The 18,259-nt window shown below is 61.0% G+C and carries 19 protein-coding genes; 6 read left to right on the top strand and 13 right to left on the bottom strand.

Translation table 11 applies throughout. The features are described 5' to 3' along the window. Positions 1 to 44: 44 nt before the first annotated feature. Positions 45 to 1,067 carry a LacI family DNA-binding transcriptional regulator gene (locus ACMVPR_RS03695; protein ID WP_416881760.1) on the bottom strand — a complete coding sequence of 341 codons (1,023 nt, stop codon included), beginning with the start codon at positions 1,065 to 1,067 and terminating at the stop codon, positions 45 to 47. 142 nt (positions 1,068 to 1,209) lie between these two features. Between ACMVPR_RS03695 and ACMVPR_RS03690 the strand changes: the two genes are divergently transcribed. The 5 genes from ACMVPR_RS03690 to ACMVPR_RS03670 are packed head-to-tail and all read left to right on the top strand — an operon-like array spanning position 1,210 to position 4,884. After that, entirely contained in the window at positions 1,210 to 1,395 is a 186-nt protein-coding gene (locus tag ACMVPR_RS03690; protein ID WP_416881759.1) for a hypothetical protein, read from the top strand. A 12-nt stretch (positions 1,396 to 1,407) separates the two neighbouring features. Further along, positions 1,408 to 2,715, top strand: a complete 1,308-nt coding sequence (hisD, locus tag ACMVPR_RS03685; RefSeq protein ID WP_416881758.1) for a histidinol dehydrogenase — start codon at positions 1,408 to 1,410, stop codon at positions 2,713 to 2,715. Further along, a complete protein-coding gene (locus tag ACMVPR_RS03680) occupies positions 2,708 to 3,469 on the top strand; it encodes an SDR family NAD(P)-dependent oxidoreductase (RefSeq protein ID WP_416881757.1) in 762 nt (253 codons plus the stop codon). The genes hisD and ACMVPR_RS03680 overlap by 8 nt, the downstream gene beginning before the upstream one ends. After that, positions 3,466 to 4,446, top strand: a complete 981-nt coding sequence (locus tag ACMVPR_RS03675) for a zinc-dependent alcohol dehydrogenase (protein WP_416881756.1) — start codon at positions 3,466 to 3,468, stop codon at positions 4,444 to 4,446. Before ACMVPR_RS03680 ends, ACMVPR_RS03675 begins: the two co-directional genes overlap by 4 nt. 24 nt (positions 4,447 to 4,470) lie before the next feature. Continuing rightward, on the top strand, positions 4,471 to 4,884 hold the full coding sequence (locus ACMVPR_RS03670) for a universal stress protein (protein ID WP_292263976.1): 414 nt from the start codon (positions 4,471 to 4,473) through the stop codon (positions 4,882 to 4,884). A gap of 29 nt (positions 4,885 to 4,913) precedes the next feature. On the opposite strand, the gene ACMVPR_RS03665 is transcribed toward ACMVPR_RS03670, so the two are convergent. From ACMVPR_RS03665 to ACMVPR_RS03650, 4 genes are all read right to left on the bottom strand, one after another. Further along, positions 4,914 to 5,843: a mechanosensitive ion channel family protein gene (locus tag ACMVPR_RS03665; protein ID WP_416881755.1), complete on the bottom strand. Its 930-nt coding sequence runs from the start codon at positions 5,841 to 5,843 to the stop codon at positions 4,914 to 4,916. A 168-nt stretch (positions 5,844 to 6,011) separates the two neighbouring features. Next, positions 6,012 to 6,779, bottom strand: coding sequence for an ATP-binding cassette domain-containing protein (locus ACMVPR_RS03660; protein WP_292263978.1), 768 nt, complete (start codon positions 6,777 to 6,779; stop codon positions 6,012 to 6,014). Beyond that, a complete protein-coding gene (locus ACMVPR_RS03655) occupies positions 6,779 to 7,840 on the bottom strand; it encodes an ABC transporter permease (RefSeq protein ID WP_300583616.1) in 1,062 nt (353 codons plus the stop codon). The genes ACMVPR_RS03660 and ACMVPR_RS03655 overlap by 1 nt, the downstream gene beginning before the upstream one ends. 94 nt (positions 7,841 to 7,934) lie before the next feature. Further along, positions 7,935 to 8,954 carry a sugar ABC transporter substrate-binding protein gene (locus ACMVPR_RS03650; RefSeq protein ID WP_292263982.1) on the bottom strand — a complete coding sequence of 340 codons (1,020 nt, stop codon included), beginning with the start codon at positions 8,952 to 8,954 and terminating at the stop codon, positions 7,935 to 7,937. 197 nt (positions 8,955 to 9,151) lie between these two features. Here ACMVPR_RS03650 and ACMVPR_RS03645 point away from each other — a divergent pair, with 197 nt between their 5' ends. Beyond that, a complete protein-coding gene (locus ACMVPR_RS03645; RefSeq protein ID WP_300583611.1) occupies positions 9,152 to 10,351 on the top strand; it encodes an ROK family transcriptional regulator in 1,200 nt (399 codons plus the stop codon). 8 nt (positions 10,352 to 10,359) lie between these two features. Here ACMVPR_RS03645 and ACMVPR_RS03640 read toward each other — a convergent pair whose 3' ends face one another. The 8 genes from ACMVPR_RS03640 to ACMVPR_RS03605 form a co-directional block, all read right to left on the bottom strand. Then, positions 10,360 to 11,160, bottom strand: coding sequence for an arylamine N-acetyltransferase family protein (locus ACMVPR_RS03640; protein WP_416881754.1), 801 nt, complete (start codon positions 11,158 to 11,160; stop codon positions 10,360 to 10,362). 10 nt (positions 11,161 to 11,170) lie between these two features. After that, positions 11,171 to 12,127, bottom strand: coding sequence for a VOC family protein (locus ACMVPR_RS03635; RefSeq protein ID WP_416881753.1), 957 nt, complete (start codon positions 12,125 to 12,127; stop codon positions 11,171 to 11,173). A 7-nt stretch (positions 12,128 to 12,134) separates the two neighbouring features. Continuing rightward, positions 12,135 to 13,439: a TRAP transporter large permease gene (locus ACMVPR_RS03630; protein ID WP_416881752.1), complete on the bottom strand. Its 1,305-nt coding sequence runs from the start codon at positions 13,437 to 13,439 to the stop codon at positions 12,135 to 12,137. Next, the gene (locus ACMVPR_RS03625; protein WP_300583601.1) at positions 13,436 to 13,942 is read right to left on the bottom strand and encodes a TRAP transporter small permease; all 507 of its coding nucleotides are present in this window, start codon (positions 13,940 to 13,942) and stop codon (positions 13,436 to 13,438) included. Before ACMVPR_RS03625 ends, ACMVPR_RS03630 begins: the two co-directional genes overlap by 4 nt. Next, complete coding sequence (locus tag ACMVPR_RS03620) at positions 13,943 to 14,917, bottom strand: TRAP transporter substrate-binding protein (RefSeq protein ID WP_416881751.1); 975 nt, start codon at positions 14,915 to 14,917, stop codon at positions 13,943 to 13,945. Positions 14,918 to 15,007: 90 nt separating this feature from the next. Beyond that, the gene (ligM, locus tag ACMVPR_RS03615) at positions 15,008 to 16,393 is read right to left on the bottom strand and encodes a vanillate/3-O-methylgallate O-demethylase (RefSeq protein WP_416884611.1); all 1,386 of its coding nucleotides are present in this window, start codon (positions 16,391 to 16,393) and stop codon (positions 15,008 to 15,010) included. Positions 16,394 to 16,438: 45 nt separating this feature from the next. After that, entirely contained in the window at positions 16,439 to 17,167 is a 729-nt protein-coding gene (locus ACMVPR_RS03610) for a GntR family transcriptional regulator (RefSeq protein WP_416881750.1), read from the bottom strand. A gap of 136 nt (positions 17,168 to 17,303) precedes the next feature. Continuing rightward, on the bottom strand, positions 17,304 to 18,197 hold the full coding sequence (locus ACMVPR_RS03605; protein WP_416881749.1) for a helix-turn-helix domain-containing protein: 894 nt from the start codon (positions 18,195 to 18,197) through the stop codon (positions 17,304 to 17,306). Positions 18,198 to 18,259: the final 62 nt, after the last annotated feature.

Raw genomic sequence — 18,259 nt, 5'->3', positions numbered from 1 at the left:
GCGGCCCGAGTACCCCCTTAAGGGTCTCTTGTCGATTTAACAGTTCAACCGTTTAGATTGCGCAACGAGCCGCGCATTTGCACCGTGCTCTTGAGCTCTACCGACGCGCCGGTGCTGCGCTTTTCCACGATGTCGATCAGGGCCTCCGCAGCCTTGCGCCCCATCTCGTGATGCGGAACATGCACCGTGGTGATCTGAGGTGTGACAATACGGGCCAGTTCGATGTCGTCGAACCCGGTGATGGACACGTCTTCGGGCACGGACAGACCCATCTCGCGTGCACCGCGCAGCGCACCAACCGCCAGAACATCGTTGCCGCACATCACGACCGTAGGCTTTGGGTCCGCCTGCATTAGCTTCTGAAAAGCAGCAGCCCCGGTGTCGATTTCGTAGGGCGTTTCGATCACCGGCATCGCGTCAGCGTCAATTCCATTGGACTGCAACGCATCTCGCAGACCGACCAGACGCGCTGAAGCGCGGTCATTGCCCCGGGTGATGCCAGAGATCATCGCTATCCGCCGATGGCCAAAGTCGATGACCTGCTGCCCCAGCACCCGCATGGAACGACGGTTGTCGAACCCCACCGTCGGTTGTTCGCTGTCCGGAGCATAGACCCACGCCGACAAGACCGGGATCGACCGTACCTTTAGATACTCGTAGATCGCCGGATCGCGGTCATGGCCGATCAAGAGAAGCCCATCGGCCCCCCGTGCCACAAGGGCGCGGATTTGCTCTTCTTCGATTTTCGGCTGATAGGCCGAGCTTGCCACAAGCAGCGTATACCCCCGCGCATGCAGCTCTTCCTGAAACGCCTGAAGCGCGCGGGCAAAGATCGCGTTCTCCATCGTCGGGATGATGGCGCCGATGGTGAAAGTGCGCTTGGCCGCCATGACACGCGCGCCGAAATTCGGTGTATATCCAAGGGCTTCCACGGCGTTCATCACGCGCTTTCGGGTTTGTTCGACCACCCGTTCCGGCGAATTGAGACAGCGCGACACCGTTGCCGTCGATACGCCAGCGGCGCGGGCAACATCGTCCAAAGTGGGCACGGAGCGCAGGTCTGACATCGGTCTCCTTTCTTTGTCAGCATCCGCCTGATGAAGCCAAGGCAGCGTTGCAAGCATCAGAGCGCGAAATGTACGCGCTTGCAAGATGAGAATGTAAGCGCTTACACTCGCGCCAGAATCAATGCGAATTTCGGGGTCTATAATGCGTCTCGCGACGTCCATGTTTGTTTCTGCCGTGCTGATCGCCATGGGCACGGCGGCGGCTTCCGCAGGGACTGTCGTGCTGTCGGATGTCACAGAAACATGGGCTCTTGTTGTGGCGTCGATCCTGTTCATTGCAACGTTCCCGGCCGCTCCGAGACAGCCGCTGCCAGATATCTACAAGTAGGACCCTTCGACCATGACACGTGAATACCTGAAAAAAGCGACCCTGACGGCGAAATCTGATGCCTCCGAAGTGCATGAGACGGTCAAGACGATCCTTGCGGATATCGAAGCAGGCGGAGATGCCACGGCGCTTGAGTATGCCAAGAAGTTCGACAAATACGAAGGCAATGTCCTGCTCACCGCCGAAGACATCGCCGCCGCCAGCGCGCTGGTTCCGGAGAAGCTCAAGCGCGATATCGAATTCTCCCACAACAACGTCAAACGCTTTGCCGAAGCGCAGAAATCCACCCTGACGGATGTCGAGGTGGAAATCGTGCCCGGCATGATCGCCGGTCAAAAGGCGATCCCGGTGGATGCGGCGGGCTGCTATGTGCCCGGCGGGCGCTACAGCCACATCGCGTCGGCGATCATGACCGTGACCACCGCCAAGGTTGCCGGTTGCCGTCACATCACCGCTTGTTCGCCGCCCCGCCCCGGTGTCGGCATTGCGCCCGCCATCGTTTACGCCGCGCATATCTGCGGTGCGGACAAGATAATGGCGATGGGCGGCGTGCAGGGTGTGGCGGCAATGACCTTTGGCCTCTTCGGTCTGCCCAAGGCCAACATCCTCGTTGGCCCCGGCAACCAGTTCGTCGCCGAAGCCAAGCGCATCCTTTTTGGCCGCGTCGGCATCGACATGATCGCGGGTCCCACCGACAGCCTGATCCTTGCTGACAAGACCGCTGACGCGCATATCGTGGCAACAGACCTCGTGAGTCAGGCGGAACATGGCTACAACTCGCCGGTCTGGCTGGTCACCGATGATCGCGCGCTGGCAGAAAAGGTGATGGAGCTGGTGCCCGGCCTGATCGCCGATCTGCCCGAGGTCAACAGCCAGAACGCCGCCGCCGCGTGGCGCGACTATGCCGAGGTGATCGTCTGTTCCGACCGAGAGGCGATGGCCGCCTGTTCCGACGAATATGCACCCGAACACCTGACGGTGCAGGCCGAGGATCTGGATTGGTGGCTCAACCGTCTGACCTGCTACGGCTCGCTGTTCCTAGGTGAGGAAACGACTGTGTCCTATGGCGACAAGGCGACTGGCACCAACCACGTGCTGCCAACCTCCGGCGCGGCCAGCTATACGGGCGGTCTGTCGGTCCACAAATACATGAAGATCGTCACCTGGCAGCGCGCCACCCGCGAAGGCTCAAAGGCAATTGCGGAAGCCACCGCGCGCATCTCGCGCCTGGAAGGCATGGAAGGACACGCCCGGGCGGCGGATGTGCGTCTGGCCAAGTACTTCCCCGGCGTGAATTTCGACCTGACCGCAGATGGCTGATATCGAAGACCTGTTTCACCTTGGCGGCAAGGTGGCCGTCGTCACCGGGGCCAGTTCCGGCCTTGGGCGACGGGCCGCGATCACGCTTGCAGCGGCGGGCGCGATGGTGGTCGGCGTGGCCCGGCGTCAAGCTGAACTTGAAAGCCTCTGCCGCGAGATCGGCTTTACCGCCACCGGCGTTGTGGGTGACGTGACCGACCGCGGAAACCTGCCTGCGCTAATCGAGGCAATTTCGGGTCCGTTCGGCCCACCCGACATTGTGGTCCATGCGGCGGGCATCAACACGCGCCAAGCTGCGGATGATGTGACGCCAGAGGGCTGGGACGTGACACTGGCACTGAACCTTTCGGCACCATTTTTCCTGAGCCAAGCCTTGGTGCCCGCGATGAAGGAAAAAGGCTGGGGGCGCATCGTCAACTTCGCGTCGCTCCAATCTACCCGCGCCTTTCCGGGCGGCATTGCGTATGGCGCTACAAAAGGCGGTATCGCGCAACTGACCCGCGCCATGGCCGAGGCGTGGTCGCCGCACGGCATCACGGCCAATGCTATCGGTCCGGGGTTCTTTCCGACCGAGCTCACGCAGGCGGTGTTTGCCGACCCCGACCGCGCCGCCCGCAACGCGGCGCAGACCTGCATCGGGCGCAATGGCCGGATCGAGGATATCGACGGGCCGATCCTGTTCCTCTGTTCGGACGCATCGGCTTATGTCACAGGCCAGGTTCTCATGGTGGACGGAGGGTTTACAGCAAAATGAAGGCGCTCATTTACGAAGGTGTTGAAACGCTGGCCTATCGGGACGTGCCTGACATCACCGCGCGCGACGGTGAACACCTGATCCGCATCGCGGCGGTGGGCATCTGCGGGTCCGACATGCACGCCTATCTGGGCCACGACGCCCGTCGCCCTGCCCCGCTGATCCTCGGGCATGAGGCGGCAGGTGTGGTTCAAGGCGGGCCGATGGATGGCACGCGCGTGACGATCAACCCGCTGGTGACCTGCGGCACCTGCCCCGCCTGCACAAGCGCGCGGGAAAACCTCTGCCCCACACGCCAGATCATTTCGATGGAGCCGCGACCGGGTGCCTTTGCCCAATTCGTGTCGATGCCTGCATCAAACCTTGTGACCGTGCCGGATGCCGTACCTTTGGACAAAGCGTCCCTCGCTGAACCCTTGGCTGTGAGTTGGCACGCCGCACGGCTGGCTTTGGCCGCGCTGCACCCGTCGATGGACCGTAAGGCCCTTGTCCTCGGAGGCGGGGCCATCGGGCTGGCGGCGTCGTTGGCGCTCAAGGCGATGGGGATCGCCGATGTCACGATCGTCGAGCCGAACACTACACGCCGCGCCTTCCTGACCGACACCTGCAGGGAAACCGCCGTGGCTGCACCGGATGGGATGTACCCCCTCATCATCGACGCGGTCGGCTATGCCGCCACCCGCGCCGCTGCTTCGGCTCATGCGGTGCCCGGCGGTGTGATCACCCATGTGGGTCTTGGCGAAGACACCGGCGGTCTCGATGTGCGGCGCATGACGCTGCAAGAGATCACCTTCATCGGCACCTACACCTACACCGCTCAGGACTTCCGCGACACCGCGCAGGCGATCTTTGACGGACGGCTTGGCCCGCTCGATTGGTTCCAGACCCGCCCGCTGGCCGAAGGAGCCGCCGCATTCCACGATCTGCGCAATGGTGCGGTTGCCACACCGAAGATCGTCCTCGACCCTTGGGCCTGACCCGACCCCAATAGGAGACCCGATATGTACAAGAAGATCCTCGTTCCGATGGCTTTGGACCACGGCATCTCCCCCCTGACGCTGCAAATTGCGCGGGTTCTGGCCTCGGATGGTGCCGAGATCACCGCGCTTCACGTCTACGAAGCGCCGCAGGGCACCGTCAGCGCCTATGTCGACGAAGAGGTCATGAAGGCCGGGTTCGAGCGTGCGCGGGAGCGGTTGCACGAAAAGCTTGAAGGGCTTGACGGCATCACGCCTGCCCTAGTCAAAGGACACTCGGCCCGCACGATCATCGACTATGCCACCCAGCACAGCATCGACTGCATCGTGATCGGCTCTCACAAACCGGGGCTGAGCGACTTCTTTCTTGGTTCGACCGCCGCCCGCGTGGTGCGCCACGCCCCCTGCGCCGTTCATGTCCACCGCAACGGCGAATGAACCTGGCTGCGCTGAGTGGCTGCTGACCTTTACTGAACCGCCATGGGCTTGACCGTGCTCTTGGCGTCAACCTCGTCTTTCTGGATGACCAGCGTCCGTGTGGGAAAAGGGATGTCGACCCCCGCCTTGTCCAGCGCCTCTTTCACTTTGCGCTTCATGTCGGCCTGATACTGGAAATAAACCGAGGCATCGCACCAGACCCGGACAAGGAAATCAACGCTGCTGCTGTTGAGGTTGTTGACCTGAATAAACGGCTCCGGGTCTTTGTGCGACCGCGGGTCTGACATGATCGTGTCGCGGATCACCCGCTCTGCATCCGCCAGATTGGCGCCGTAGCCGACACCGAATTCCCATTCCGCGCGGCGGGTCTTGTAGCCGGAGTAGTTCTTGATGGTGTTGCCCCAGACTTCCGAATTCGGGACCACAACCTTCACATTCCCCACATCCGCGATCTCGGTATAGTTCAGCGTGATCTCCTTGACCGTACCGACCACGTCGTTGACCTGTACGAAATCGCCGTTCTTCAAAGGCCGGAACAGGATCAGCATCACCCCCGCCGCGACGTTGGACAGCGTGCCCTGCAATGCCAGACCAATCGCCAGACCGGCCGCACCGATGACCGCCACGACAGACGTGGTCCGCACGCCAAAAGTGTTGAGCACAAACAGAGCCGTGAAGGCGAGGATTGTATAGCGGGCGATATTGCCGAAGAAGATGAAGAGCGTGTCGTCAAGGCTCGCATGGATCCGGCCAAGGCGCGTGATGCGTCGGCTCAGAACACCGGAGATGATGAATCCTGCGCACAGAATGAGGATCGCGGCAATCGTATTGCCCAGCAGCGAAAGCATGGCTTCGAGCGTCAGAAGATCGGCGAAGGATTTGCCGTTATAGATCTCCATCGTAAAGATCGACGCGATCTGGTCCCAAACACTGGTTGCGACGGCTTCAACTTCTTCCATGCGGCTCTGTCCTGTTCTTGCATACGTCCTGCGCGGCACGCGGCCACGTCCGACTGAAGCAACGCGTCAGGGAAAGACGGGTTCCCGAATGCTGGAAAAAGAATTTGACCGCTTGGTAAAAAAAGGCCCGGCACTTGGACCGGGCCTTTTGCGAAAATGTGCTTAAGGTCAGGCCGCTTCGGGCGCTTCCTTGGCCCCTGTCATGAAGGCCACCGCGTCGGACATGGTGTAGTCCTTGGGGTCGATCACACAGAGGCGCTTGCCCAGACGGTGCACATGGATGCGGTCCGCCACTTCGAAGACATGGGGCATGTTGTGGCTGATCAGAATGATCGGAATGCCGCGCGATTTCACGTCCTGGATCAGTTCAAGCACCTTGCGGCTTTCCTTGACGCCCAACGCCGCTGTCGGTTCGTCAAGGATGATGACCTTGGAGCCGAACGCCGCCGCGCGGGCCACAGCCACACCCTGACGCTGACCACCGGACAGGGTTTCCACCGCCTGATTGATGTTCTGGATCGTCATCAACCCAAGTTCCGACAGCTTGTCGCGCGCCATCTTCTCCATCGCCGGGCGGTCGAGCTGGCGCAGCCACTTGCCCCGCCAACCGGGTTTGCGGATCTCGCGGCCCATGAACATATTGTCGGCAATCGACAGGGCGGGCGACATGGCAAGGGTCTGATAGACCGTTTCAATGCCAGCCTCGCGCGCTTCGATGGGAGAAGAGAAACGCACCTCTTTGCCTTCAAGCGTCACGGTGCCTTCATCAGGGATGATCGCGCCCGAGACGGCCTTGATCAAAGAGCTTTTCCCAGCCCCATTGTCTCCGATCACCGCAAGGATTTCCCCCGGCATAAGGTCGAAGTCGCAGCGGTCCAAGGCGGTCACCCGGCCATAGCGTTTGACCAGACCGCGGCCTTTCAAAATCGGTTCCATTATGCTGCCACCTTTCTGATCCACTGGTCCACCGCCACGGCGGCAATGATGAGTGCTCCGATCAAGAGGAAGGTCCATTGCGCATCGGCACCCGCCAGCCGCAGACCAAGCGTGAACACGCCCACGATCAACGCGCCGAAGAACGTCCCGAGGATTGATCCACGCCCGCCAAACAGCGAGATGCCCCCGATCACCACAGCGGTGATGCTTTCGATGTTGAGCAATTGCCCCGAGGTTGGGGACACCGATCCGATGCGCCCGATCAGGGCCCAGCCCGCAAAGGCGCAGATCAGACCGGCAAGGGCGTAGACGGAAATCAGCGTGCGCTTGACGTTGACACCCGAAAGCTCTGCCGCTTCCGGATCATCCCCGACCGCGTAGACATGCCGTCCCCATGCCGTGTGTTTGAGGACATAGGCTAGGACCAGAACCAAGAGCACCATGAACACGACGCCGAACGTGAACACGGCCCCGCCAACGTTGAACTTGTTGCCCATGAACTGCAAAAGCGGGGCTTGTTCCGCAATATCTTGAGACCGGATGGTCTCGTTCTGAGAATAAAGGAAATTTGCCGCCAGAACGATCTGCCACATGCCCAAGGTCACGATGAAGGGCGGCAGTTTCATCCGCGCCACCAGCCAACCGTTGACAGCACCGATGGCCGTGCCAAAGGCCAGCCCGCACACGATGGCAACGCTGGGCGGCAGACCATAGCGGAAGGTGAATTGACCCATCACCACGGAGGAAATCACCGCAATGGCACCAACGCTCAGGTCAATGCCGGCGGTCAGGATCACCAGAGATTGTGCCGCGGCCACGATGCCGACGATCTGCACCTGTTGCAGGATCAGCGTCAATGCAAATGGCGAAAAGAAGCGCGATCCCAGAGCGAGACCGAAAATGATGATCGCCGACAGGAGAACGATCAAAGGCACCAGCGCCGGAGTTGTATGCAAAGCGTGATGGAACCGGTCGATCAGGCTTTTGTCGCGTCCACCAAAGGATGCGACTTCGGCATTCGCCTTGCTGACAACCGATTCATAATTGTCTGATGATGGCATTGAATCCTCCCTCACGAAGAAACGGGTCGTTCTTGCGAAAAGGGCGGGTCGATCCCCGCCCTTTTCAAGACTGTTCAGTCAGATGTGAGTCGGATCAACCCCAGCAGAGGTTGGTGCCTTCGGTGGTGTCAATCGACTCGACGCCATCGACCGGCTTGTCGGTGACCAGAGCCACACCGGTGTCAAAGAAATCCTTGCCATCGGTTGCCGACGGCTTGGTGCCATCTGCGGCCCATGCAGCAATCGCTTCGATGCCCTTGGAAGCCATCAGCAGCGGATACTGCTGCGAGGTGGCGCCGATCACGCCATCCTTGACGTTCTGGATGCCGGGGCAGCCGCCGTCGACCGATACGATCAGCACGTCGTTTTCACGACCGATGGCCTTGAGCGCTTCATAGGCACCGGCAGCCGCAGGTTCGTTGATGGTGTGGACCACGTTGATGGTCGGGTCTTTCGCCAGCAGGTTCTCCATCGCGCGGCGACCGCCCTCTTCGTTGCCCTGTGTCACGTCGCTGCCAACGATGCGCGGATCGGTTTCGTCACCGATCACGTTCGGGTCGGCCAGGTCGATGCCAAAGCCCTGCAGGAAGCCCTGGTTGCGGAGCACGTCGACGGTCGGCTGGCTCACGGCAAGGTCAAGCGTTGCGATGCGTGCGTTTGCAGCGTCGTCACCCAGAGCAGCGCGTGCCCACTGGCCAATCAACTCACCCGCAAGGAAGTTGTCGGTGGCGAAGGTCATGTCGGCCGCGTCAATCGGCTCGAGCGGTGTGTCGAGCGCGATCACGAGGATGCCCGCGTCACGTGCCTGCTGAACCGCAGGAACGATGGAGGACGTGTCGGATGCGGTGAGCAGGATACCCTTTGCGCCATTGGCGATGCAGGTTTCGATGGCTGCCACTTGCGTTTCGTGGTCACCATCGACCTTGCCCGCGTAGCTGTTGAGCGTGATGCCCAGCTCTGCAGCCTTGGCTTCGGCACCTTCGCGCATCTTCACGAAGAACGGGTTGGTGTCGGTCTTGGTGATCAGGCACGCGCTGACGCCGTGACCCGCAGCAAAGGCCGCACCGGACATGGACGCAAGGGCAACAGCCGAGCTCAGCAGTAGTTTTTTCATGGTTTCCTCCCAGAAATCTTCAATGGTCAATCATACGGACTGTGTTCAGACCGCTTCCCCCTGCCTGCGGTTTCCGCTGCAGGTTGAAAGCGAAAAGGCCAGATTCCAAACCTCCTGTCAATAAATAAATAAACTTTATTTATTAAATATCATCTGCCATCATTGCGAGGAAACAGCGTTAGGCTAAGGTCCGCGACATGGACGGTGGTAAGATCAGAGGAGCAAGCGGGGGCGTCAACCAAAGCGGTGTGCGCAACCATAATGAACGCTTGCTGCTTTCGATGTTGCAGCGCCGTGGTGGCATGGCGGGAATTGACCTTGCCCGCCTGACGGGCCTGTCGCCGCAAACGGTCTCAGTGATCTTTCGCAAACTGGAACAGGACGGGTTCCTGCGCCGTGGCGATCCCGTGCGGGGCAAGGTCGGCAAGCCGTCCATTCCGATGGAGTTGTCGCCCGATGGCGTCCTGTCGCTTGGCCTGAAGATCGGACGACGCAGCGCCGATCTTCTCTTGCTCGATTTCACGGGTAACGTCCGCGCCCAGGTCAGTACGGCCTATACCTACCCCCTGCCCGACGAGGTGTTCGCCTTTCTCGAATCAGGCATGGCCACGTTGCTGGCCGATCTCGACGCCGAGGAACGGGACCGGGTCTGCGGGATCGGGATCGCGGCCCCGTTCGAGCTTTGGAAATGGAACGACCTGATCGGCGCGCCGTCGCAACGCTTCAAGTCGTGGAAGGATCTGGACTTCGCCGAACAGGTTGCCCGGTTCAGCGATCTCCCTGTGTTCGTGGTCAATGACGCGACTGCCGCGTGCCGGGCCGAACACCTGTACGGACGGACACATGAGTTCCGCGACTACGCGTATTTCTTCATCGGCTCATTCGTAGGTGGCGGGGTCGTCGTCAACGACACGGTGTTCGAAGGCAATCAGGGCAATGCAGGCGCGCTTGGATCGCTGCGCAGCACGGGGCCGTTGGGCGAAAGCCAGCAATTGATCGACGTGGCCTCGATCCACCTGCTGGAAGGGCGGTTGGTACAGGCCGGCATCAACCCGCGCGTCTTGTGGAACCAGCCGCAGAACTGGGACGACCTGTCCCGATATGTCGATCCGTGGATCGGGGAGACCGCGCAGGAATTGGCCAAGGCATCGCTGTCGGTCTGCGCGGTGATCGACTTTGAAGCGGTGTTGATCGACGGAGCCTTTCCCGCCGCAGTCCGGACCGAGCTGGTGGAACGGGTGCGGCGCTATCTTGTCAATCAGGACACCCGTGGTCTGATCGCACCACAGATCGAACCCGGCAGCGTGGGCGGCAATGCGCGGGCTATCGGTGCAGCCAGCAGTCCGATCTTTACCCAGTTCCTGTTGAACACCAATGCGGGCTTGGCGGCTTTTTGACCATCTGGTCAAAAAATCCCTTTGTCGATCAGCGCGCCCGTGAGTTCTGGCGGTGGGTCGAGATCAAACGCCTCCCGCAGGCACGACATGACCGCCTCCGGAGTTTGCAAAACCTCAACCTCGGGTGCCCTGCCCTTCGCAAATTTGCGAAACGTCGCGCCTTCCAGCACCAACCTCGTGTCCCCGATATGGCGGGTGACGATCAGCGTGCGGGTGAAAAGCGATCCCGACAGAGTCGCCGCGAGCCAGTTGCCGGCCTGCACATCCGCCATCGTCGTCACTTCGTAGGTGAAGGCATAGAGATCACGCCAATCGCCCTCGGCAACCTGACGGCTCAGGACCGTGCCAAGTCCAGCCCGGTGTTCCGTCCGCAGGTCCGGGCTGTCCGACCCCAGCATGAAAGGTTCGGTTGGCCCCGGCCCACCAAACCCCACGTCGACAAGGTAGTCTGCTCCGTCCAGCCGAACGATGCACAGGCAATGACTGCGCGGCCCCGGCACGTCGCGCTGCCACAGAACACGCGCCATGGACAACCGGGTGTCAAAGCCGAGACCGCGCAATCCGGCGCAGAGCAGCGGGTTCAGTTCGACGCAATAGCCCCCGCGCTTCGCATGCAGGATTTTGGTCGCAAGCGCGTCGATCCCAATCTCGGGAACACCGCAGCAAAAAACCGTCAAATTCTCGAACGGGAAGCGGTCCAGATGCGCGCGGATGATTGTCGTCAGGCCGGCCAGCGTCACAGGCAGATCGGCGGTCAGCCCCAATCGGGACAGCCACGCGTCGAGAATGTCCTTGGGCGCTGCCTCCACCAATGCGCCTTTAACCCTCGACCGGAGGCGTGCCGTGCGTGTGGAAGGTCTCGATCGTTTTGAGACCCCAGGCCTGCCCTTTCTTGCGTTCCGTTTCGGTCCAGGTGACGGTTTCCCAATCGGGTTGCAGGATCAACCGCGCGCCCGCATTGGCCAGTTCGACCCGGTTGCCTGCCGGTTCCCAGACATACAGGAAGAACGTGCCCTGAATGCCGTGCTTGTGCGGTCCGGTTTCGATGTGGACACCGTTTTCCAGAAAGATGTCAGCCGCGCGCAGGATGTCTTCGCGTTGGTCGGTCGCGTAGGTGACATGGTGCAGACGGTTCTGGCCGCGCCCATGTTCTTCGGTGCAGGCCAGATCGTAAGTCTTGTTGTTGATCGTGAACCAGCAGCCCCCCAGCCGCCCGTTGTCCAGGCGGATTTGTTCGGTCACGCGGCTGCCCAGACAGGTCTGCATGAAGTCGCGGAACTGGGTCACGTCCTCGGCCAGTAGGTTCAAATGGTCGATCCGGCGCGGAGAGACACCCTGCGCGTGAAAGCGGCTCGACATGTTCTTCAGGGCTGGCTTGTCGTCTTCGGGCGGGTCGTATTTCACGGTGTCCCAGTAGAGTTCGAACACATGGCCGAAGGGGTCTTCGAACCGATATGCGCGCCCATGGCCCAGATCGCCGTCGACCCAGCCATGTATCTTGTAACCCGACGCCTCGATCACCTTCACACGCCGTTCCAGCGCTGCCTCGGAGGACACGCGATAACCGATATGGGCGACACCTGTGGTGTGGGATTTGGTGAGCTTGAGTGTGTGAAACTCGTAATCGTCCCACGCCCGCAGATAGGCGCTGTCGCCCTCCAGCGCGGACAGCTTCAACCCGTAGACCCGCGTGAAGAAATCAAGGCTCTCGTCGAACTTGTTGGTAAGGACCTCCACATGGCCAAGATGGGCTACGTCAAAGCAGGGTTCGGTCATAGGGGCCTCAATTGAACATGGTGTTTGGCAGGAAGAGCGAGATCTGCGGGAAGGCTACAAGGATGGCCAAAGTGATCAGCATCATCACCCAGAACGGGATGACCCCGACAAAGATCCGCCCCAGCGACACGCCCGGTGCCACGGATTTCACGATAAACACGTTTAGCCCCACAGGTGGAGAGATCAGCCCCATCTCGAGCGAAAGCACGACCAGCACGCCGAACCAGATCGGGTCGATCCCCATCTCCAGCACGATGGGAAAGAAGATCGGCAGGGTCAGCACCAGCATCGCGAAGCCTTCAAGGAAACACCCCAGCACGATGTAGATGCCAAGGATCAACAGCAGGCTGCCCATTGGTCCGAGATCAAGCGCGACAAAGGTCTGCGCGACCAGATCGGTCATATGGCTGAGCGCGAGGAACGGATTGATCATATGCGCGGCGATCAGGATCAGCATGACCGTGGCCGTGGTCACGACACTGTCTTTCGCGGCGGCCCAGAGCATGGACAGCGTCATTGTTCGGGTGACCACGCCGATCAGGATCACCGCCCCTGCCCCAACGGCGGCCGCCTCAACCGGCGAAAAGAACCCGCCGTACATACCACCGATGGTGATGAAGATGACCAGCACAATGGGTCCGGCACCGCCAACCGCCCTTAGTTTCTCGGACAGGGCGGTCTTTGGCCCGGCTGGTCCCAATTCTGGGCGGATCATGCAGAGCATCGTTACCGCGAGCACGAACATGGTGAGCAAGAGCAGGCCCGGAAGCACTCCGGCAAGGAACAGGCGGCCAATGGATTGCTCGGTCAGGATGGCATAGATCACAAAACCTGTGGAGGGCGGGATCAGAATGCCCAGCGTGCCGCCCGCTGCAACCACGCCAGTGGACAGGCGGTCGTCGTATTTGAAGCGGTCCATTTCCGACAGGGCGACCTTGCCCATTGTCAGGGCAGACGCGACGGACGACCCTGATAGCGCCGCGAACCCGCCGCAGCCGATCACGGTGGCCGAAGCCAAGCCGCCGCGGATCGACCCGATTACAGCATAAGCGGCATCAAACAATTGGCGGCTCATGCCGGTCTGCGATGCCACGTTGCCCATCAGGATGAAGAGCGGGATCACCACCAATTCCGGCGAGGAGGCCAAGGTGAACGCCTCGGACGCCAAGAGCGAGGTGGCCGCGTTCAGACCGTTCAGCGCCCAGATGCCGAGAAAGCCGATCACGAACATCGCAAAGGCCACGGGTACCCGCAGCGCGAGCAGCGCAAACAGCGCGAGCATCCCAACCACGCCTGTGACGGACGCGCTCATGAGTGGGTCTCTTTGCGAATGTCGCGGCCCGTGATCGAAAGCTCAAGCGCGCGCAAGGCAAGGCCAAGAGATGCGAGGCACAGAAACCCGATAGATGCCCATTGGAACCAGGCTTTGGGCAGATAAAGGAGGTTGGTCGACAGGTTGAGCATGACTGACAGTTTGGCGCTGTCCCATGTGGCCCATGCCAGCGTGGCAAAGATAACCGCGCCCATGGTGGCAACACAGATGTCGATCAGACGGTTCATTGCGTCCGGGAAATAGCGTTCGAACAGATCGACCGAGATGTGCCCGCCCAGCCGGTCACAGAGCGCCATTGGCGCAAAGACAAGGATCACCGTCGCCATCGTCGTGACGTCCTGGCCGCCGTAGAGAGGTTTGCCAAAGGCCCGCCCCACCACGTCAATCAGCACCACACCCACAACAAACAGGAGAGCGGTCGATCCAATAGCGGCGGACAGGCCGATCAGCCTGTCCGCAAGGGTGCGTATCCGCTCCAACACTTAGTTCTGCATTGCAGCCAAAGCTGCTTCGCCGCCAACACTGGCGACATATTCAGCCACCACGCCAGACACGGCATCGGCAAATGCCTGTGTTTCTTCGGGGGTCAGATCGACAAAGGTGTTCTTGCTGTCCTGACGGGCCCGCGCCACGCCTTCTTCTCCGGTGACGTTCCATGCGGTTTCGGCATTGTTGCCCAGCGCACAGCCGCTGGCAGCGTCGAAGGCCGCCTTGGCCTCGTCGGAAAGGCCATTATAGGCGTTCTGGCCCATCACGGCGAAGAACGCGAGGCGGCCCAGCGGTGCACCGATGGTGAAGGCATCCGCCACTTCGTCAAGTTTGAAGTCGTTGAGCGTGGAGGATCCGGTGAACACGCCGTCGATCAGTCCGGTCTGCAAGGAGTTGTAGACCTGGTTGATCGGCATTTGCACCGGCGTTGCACCCAGAGCTTCGGCCACTTTGCCAGCTGTTGCGCCCGCGACGCGGATCTTGAGGCCCGCCAGATCGGCAGGGGTGCGGACAACCTTGTCCTTCATGATCATGATGTTCGGCTCGGATGTCCAGAGCGCAACCGGCACGGTGCCTGGGAATTCGCCCGAGATCTCGTCCATCGCATCACAGAGCGCGTCTGCCCCGGATTTGCCTTCCGGCACAACACCCGGCAGTTCGACGATCATCGTCTTTTCAAACTGCTGCGAGGTATAGCCCGGCAGACCCCATGTGATGTCAGCCACGCCCTGTACCGCGCGGACATATTGCTCGACCGGACCCGCGCCCAGTTCACCGCCGTGATAGCCGCGCACGGTCAGGCTTCCGCCTGTCGCCGCCGACAGATCGGCGTTCAGTTTTTCGATCACGCTGGCATTGACCGTGTGGAACGGCGGCGTGAAATTGGCGAATTTCAATTCCTGAGCGGCCAGCGGTGCAGCAGCAGCCACAGCCACAGCGGCTCCGATAAACGTCGTTCTGAGTGTCATGTCTTCCTCCCATGAAAGGTCTGATCTCGTCAGACCAAGTGTGACAGGCGGCGCCCCTTCTGCGTGGGCGCCACCTGAATTTCGTGCCGATCAGACGGCTTTTGTCCGCCAGCTGTTCTCAGCATAGCTCGAACGGGCTTCGTTCGAATACGGTGTCGGCGACACACGGACACGAATTTCGGCCTGTTTGTGCTGCTCGGTCGAGGTTTTTGCCGTGTCATCGCTTTCACCCCAGCGCAGAGTGAGGACATCGCCCACCTCGACGCTCTGGTCCACGACGCCGAGCGACAGCACGCAACGTTCGTTGTAGCTGTAGCCGTTGAACATGCTCATGCCGACCATCTTGTCGCCATGCATGACCATATCCGCCGAAGACGACGCGTAGTTCGGCTGCGGGAAATCGATCCACTTGTAGGGGATGCCATCCTCGAATGCCGATGCGATGACCTTGAGCACGTCTTCCTTGTTCCACTCGAAGGTGACTTTCTTGCGGTTGGTCTTGCTCTCTTTCATCTTGAGAAGCGCGTCCTTGCCGATGAAGTCGTCCTTCTTCCAGCCGATGTAGAAATCGTAGCCCAGTTCGAACGGGTTGACGTAGTAGTCTTCGATGTTGTCGCTGACAAAGCTGCCGCCGATGGCGCCTGCCGCTTCGTACATGTCGGTGCCCAGCCAGTCGCGGTAATCGGCCAGCATGCCGTCGCCGGTGTAGATGCCCGGCAGCGGTGACGGAATCCAGCCCGACTCAAGCGTGTTGGTCGAATAGGCGCGGCTACCGCACTGGACCAGATCAACGCCTGCATCGCGCGCCGCCTGAAGGATGGTCGAGTGGATGTAGTGCTTGTCCTCATACGGGCCCCAGACTTCGAGACCCGGCGCACCGGACATGCCGTGGCGCAGCGCCTGCACCTTCTTGGAGCCGATATTGATCCAATCGACGTGGAAGAACTTGATGTCCGGGATCGGCCCGCCATTCATCTTTTCGAAGATCCTCGGCGCGTCCGGGCCCTGAATCTGGTAGCGATAATGGGTGCGCAACACGCGCTCGCCTTCGGGGCGCGATGTGGAGCGAGGGTCGTGCTTGATCCGGACGTTCCACTTGCCCCAGGCAGCGGCGAACATCAGCCAGTTGGAGGTCGGCGCACGGCCGACGAGGATGAACTTGTCCTCACGCTCGCGGAAGATGATGTGGTCGCCGATCACATGACCAGCGGGCGTCACAGGCACATAGTGCTTGGCGCGGTTCAGGTTGAAATTTCCGAATGCATTGATGCCGTGATAGGCAAGGAATTCCTCGGCCTGCGGGCCTTCGACAATCAGCTCGTCCATGTGGTGGGACTGGTCGAACAGAACGGCGGTCTTGCGCCACGCTTCCTGCTCTACCCGCCAGTTGCGGAATTCCGGTGTCACCACCGGGTAGACATACATCCCGATCTGGGAATTCCGAAGCATTTCAACGGGATTTCCCCATTCCTTCATCTTATCTGACAAGCTCGGCATAGGTGTGATTTCCTCCAAAGGTGATTATTCTGCGGATAGTAGAGACAGGCCGGGCACGCGCGTCGCGACCCCCGGTCCGGCATTGGCGAGATAGTCCAGGTTGCGCCGCGCAAGGCGCGCGTGTTCGCGCGCCAGATGTTCGGCGCGCGCGCCTTCCCGGGCGCGGATCGCCTCGAGGATGGCACGGTGTTGGTGCTGCGCACGGACGAGCGATGCGCTGAAATCCGGGATCAGTTCCTGTTCGCGCAGGAAAGCGCTGGGGGATGCCAGGGGCAGGCGGCTGACACGGTCGGCTTCGCGCTGAATCAGCTGACTGCCTGCCAGACGGGCCATAAGCCGATGAAACGCCGCGTTTTCAGAGATATAGGCCTCGAAATCAATATGTTCGGGATTGGTCAGCGCGGTATCGATCCGGTCCAGAACACGCTCGGCTTCGGCCAGGGCATCTGGGTCTGCGCCCCGCTCGGCCGCGATGCGGACAGCGGTGCCTTCGATGACGCCACGCAGTTCGATCGCGTCATTGATGTCGTCCAGCGTGAAGCGCGCCGCGCGGCACCCGCCGGTTTCGATGCGTTCCAGCAAGCCTTCGGCGACAAGACGGTCCATCGCCTGACGCAGCGGCGTGCGCGACAGGCCAAGCCGTTCTGCCAAAGCTACTTCGGGCAAACGCGTGCTTGCGGCGAATTCGCCGCTCATCACAAGCGACCGAAGGCCAAGCAGCGCCTTGTCGAACTGAGTCTTGCGATCAGACATGCACCCCCCTAAGAGCGCACGCCGCTCTCCCCTGCGGCGTTCTGATCATTTCGTAGATTGTATACAGAAACCTGTCAATCGCGGATTTATACACTGAAAATGCGAGGCAATCCGAATTCCTGTATACAGAAATGTGCTAAGGCCAGTCGAATGGCCGCGCAGGATCGGACACGCCCTGCTCTAACCCCTTGAGAAAAGACAGCCTGTAAGCGCCCGGCGGCTGGTTGGCGTGGCGTACGAAAAACCGGCTGAACTGCGCCGCGGACCCGAAGCCGAGCGCGCTTGCGATCTCGTTGACGGACCGCCCCGAGGTTTCCAGCAGCAGCCGCGATTCGATCATCACCCGCCGGTCGATGATGTCTTTTGGTCCAAGCCCGCGCACGCGCTTGCAGATGTCCCCCAGCCGGTCGCGGGTCACACCCAGTGTTTCCGCATAGAGCGACACAGACCAGCGGTCGCGGAAATGCCGTTCGACCAGCGTGCTGAAACGGGTAAAGGCGCGGTGCGACGGGCTGGCTCCCTGCGGACCATCGGAATAGGACGGCGCGGACCGCAGCAGTTCGATCAGGATCACCCGCAGATAAGCCTCGACCACCACATGGGCCGCGACAGCATCGTCCTCCAGTTCGCGGCGGATCCCGGCAAAGGCTGTGCGCAGGGCGCCTCGGCGTTCGGAAGCTGAGGTGAGCGGCACCGTCAGCTTGTGATCGGCCACATCGCGCAGGTCGCGGGCCTCGGGCAGGTGCCCGATGGTGTTGCCCAAGGCGCTCGCGCTGAGCAGCACGTAAGTCCCCACCGCGCCCGCATCGAAGCGCAGGCGCGAGGTGTCATCCCAAGGCCGCCATGCCAGCACGGGCGCATTGATCCTGTCCTCCTCTCCGGCCAATACAGCACCGCCCTCTTCCAGCAGAACGGCGCACCAGGATGGGCCGCGCAGGCTTTCCGCCAGACCGACGATGCGGCTGCGCAAGCCCCCGGTCAAAGCCCCGGCACGTACCGTGGCGGAATCGTGAAAACGCAGATCTGGCATCAAGAATCCCACAAAATGATAACTTATTGCCGCAAGATATCATTTACTCTGCGCAAGTCAGC

Source organism: Marivita sp., from assembly GCF_048006345.1.
Taxonomy (GTDB): domain Bacteria; phylum Pseudomonadota; class Alphaproteobacteria; order Rhodobacterales; family Rhodobacteraceae; genus Marivita.
This window is presented reverse-complemented; position numbering and strand designations above follow the sequence as displayed.

Bases quoted from the DNA above. Each gene is read 5' to 3' on its own strand.
- ACMVPR_RS03670 (WP_292263976.1), top strand. From the start codon at position 4,471: ATGTACAAGAAGATCCTCGTTCCGATGGCTTTGGACCACGGCATCTCC.
- hisD (WP_416881758.1), top strand. From the start codon at position 1,408: ATGACACGTGAATACCTGAAAAAAGCGACCCTGACGGCGAAATCTGAT.
- ACMVPR_RS03650 (WP_292263982.1), bottom strand. From the start codon at position 8,954: ATGAAAAAACTACTGCTGAGCTCGGCTGTTGCCCTTGCGTCCATGTCC.
- ligM (WP_416884611.1), bottom strand. From the start codon at position 16,393: ATGAAGGAATGGGGAAATCCCGTTGAAATGCTTCGGAATTCCCAGATC.
- ACMVPR_RS03695 (WP_416881760.1), bottom strand. From the start codon at position 1,067: ATGTCAGACCTGCGCTCCGTGCCCACTTTGGACGATGTTGCCCGCGCC.
- ACMVPR_RS03635 (WP_416881753.1), bottom strand. From the start codon at position 12,127: ATGACCGAACCCTGCTTTGACGTAGCCCATCTTGGCCATGTGGAGGTC.
- ACMVPR_RS03655 (WP_300583616.1), bottom strand. From the start codon at position 7,840: ATGCCATCATCAGACAATTATGAATCGGTTGTCAGCAAGGCGAATGCC.
- ACMVPR_RS03660 (WP_292263978.1), bottom strand. From the start codon at position 6,779: ATGGAACCGATTTTGAAAGGCCGCGGTCTGGTCAAACGCTATGGCCGG.
- ACMVPR_RS03675 (WP_416881756.1), top strand. From the start codon at position 3,466: ATGAAGGCGCTCATTTACGAAGGTGTTGAAACGCTGGCCTATCGGGAC.
- ACMVPR_RS03610 (WP_416881750.1), bottom strand. From the start codon at position 17,167: ATGTCTGATCGCAAGACTCAGTTCGACAAGGCGCTGCTTGGCCTTCGG.
- ACMVPR_RS03680 (WP_416881757.1), top strand. From the start codon at position 2,708: ATGGCTGATATCGAAGACCTGTTTCACCTTGGCGGCAAGGTGGCCGTC.
- ACMVPR_RS03620 (WP_416881751.1), bottom strand. From the start codon at position 14,917: ATGACACTCAGAACGACGTTTATCGGAGCCGCTGTGGCTGTGGCTGCT.
- ACMVPR_RS03630 (WP_416881752.1), bottom strand. From the start codon at position 13,439: ATGAGCGCGTCCGTCACAGGCGTGGTTGGGATGCTCGCGCTGTTTGCG.
- ACMVPR_RS03665 (WP_416881755.1), bottom strand. From the start codon at position 5,843: ATGGAAGAAGTTGAAGCCGTCGCAACCAGTGTTTGGGACCAGATCGCG.
- ACMVPR_RS03645 (WP_300583611.1), top strand. From the start codon at position 9,152: ATGGACGGTGGTAAGATCAGAGGAGCAAGCGGGGGCGTCAACCAAAGC.
- ACMVPR_RS03690 (WP_416881759.1), top strand. From the start codon at position 1,210: ATGCGTCTCGCGACGTCCATGTTTGTTTCTGCCGTGCTGATCGCCATG.
- ACMVPR_RS03605 (WP_416881749.1), bottom strand. From the start codon at position 18,197: ATGCCAGATCTGCGTTTTCACGATTCCGCCACGGTACGTGCCGGGGCT.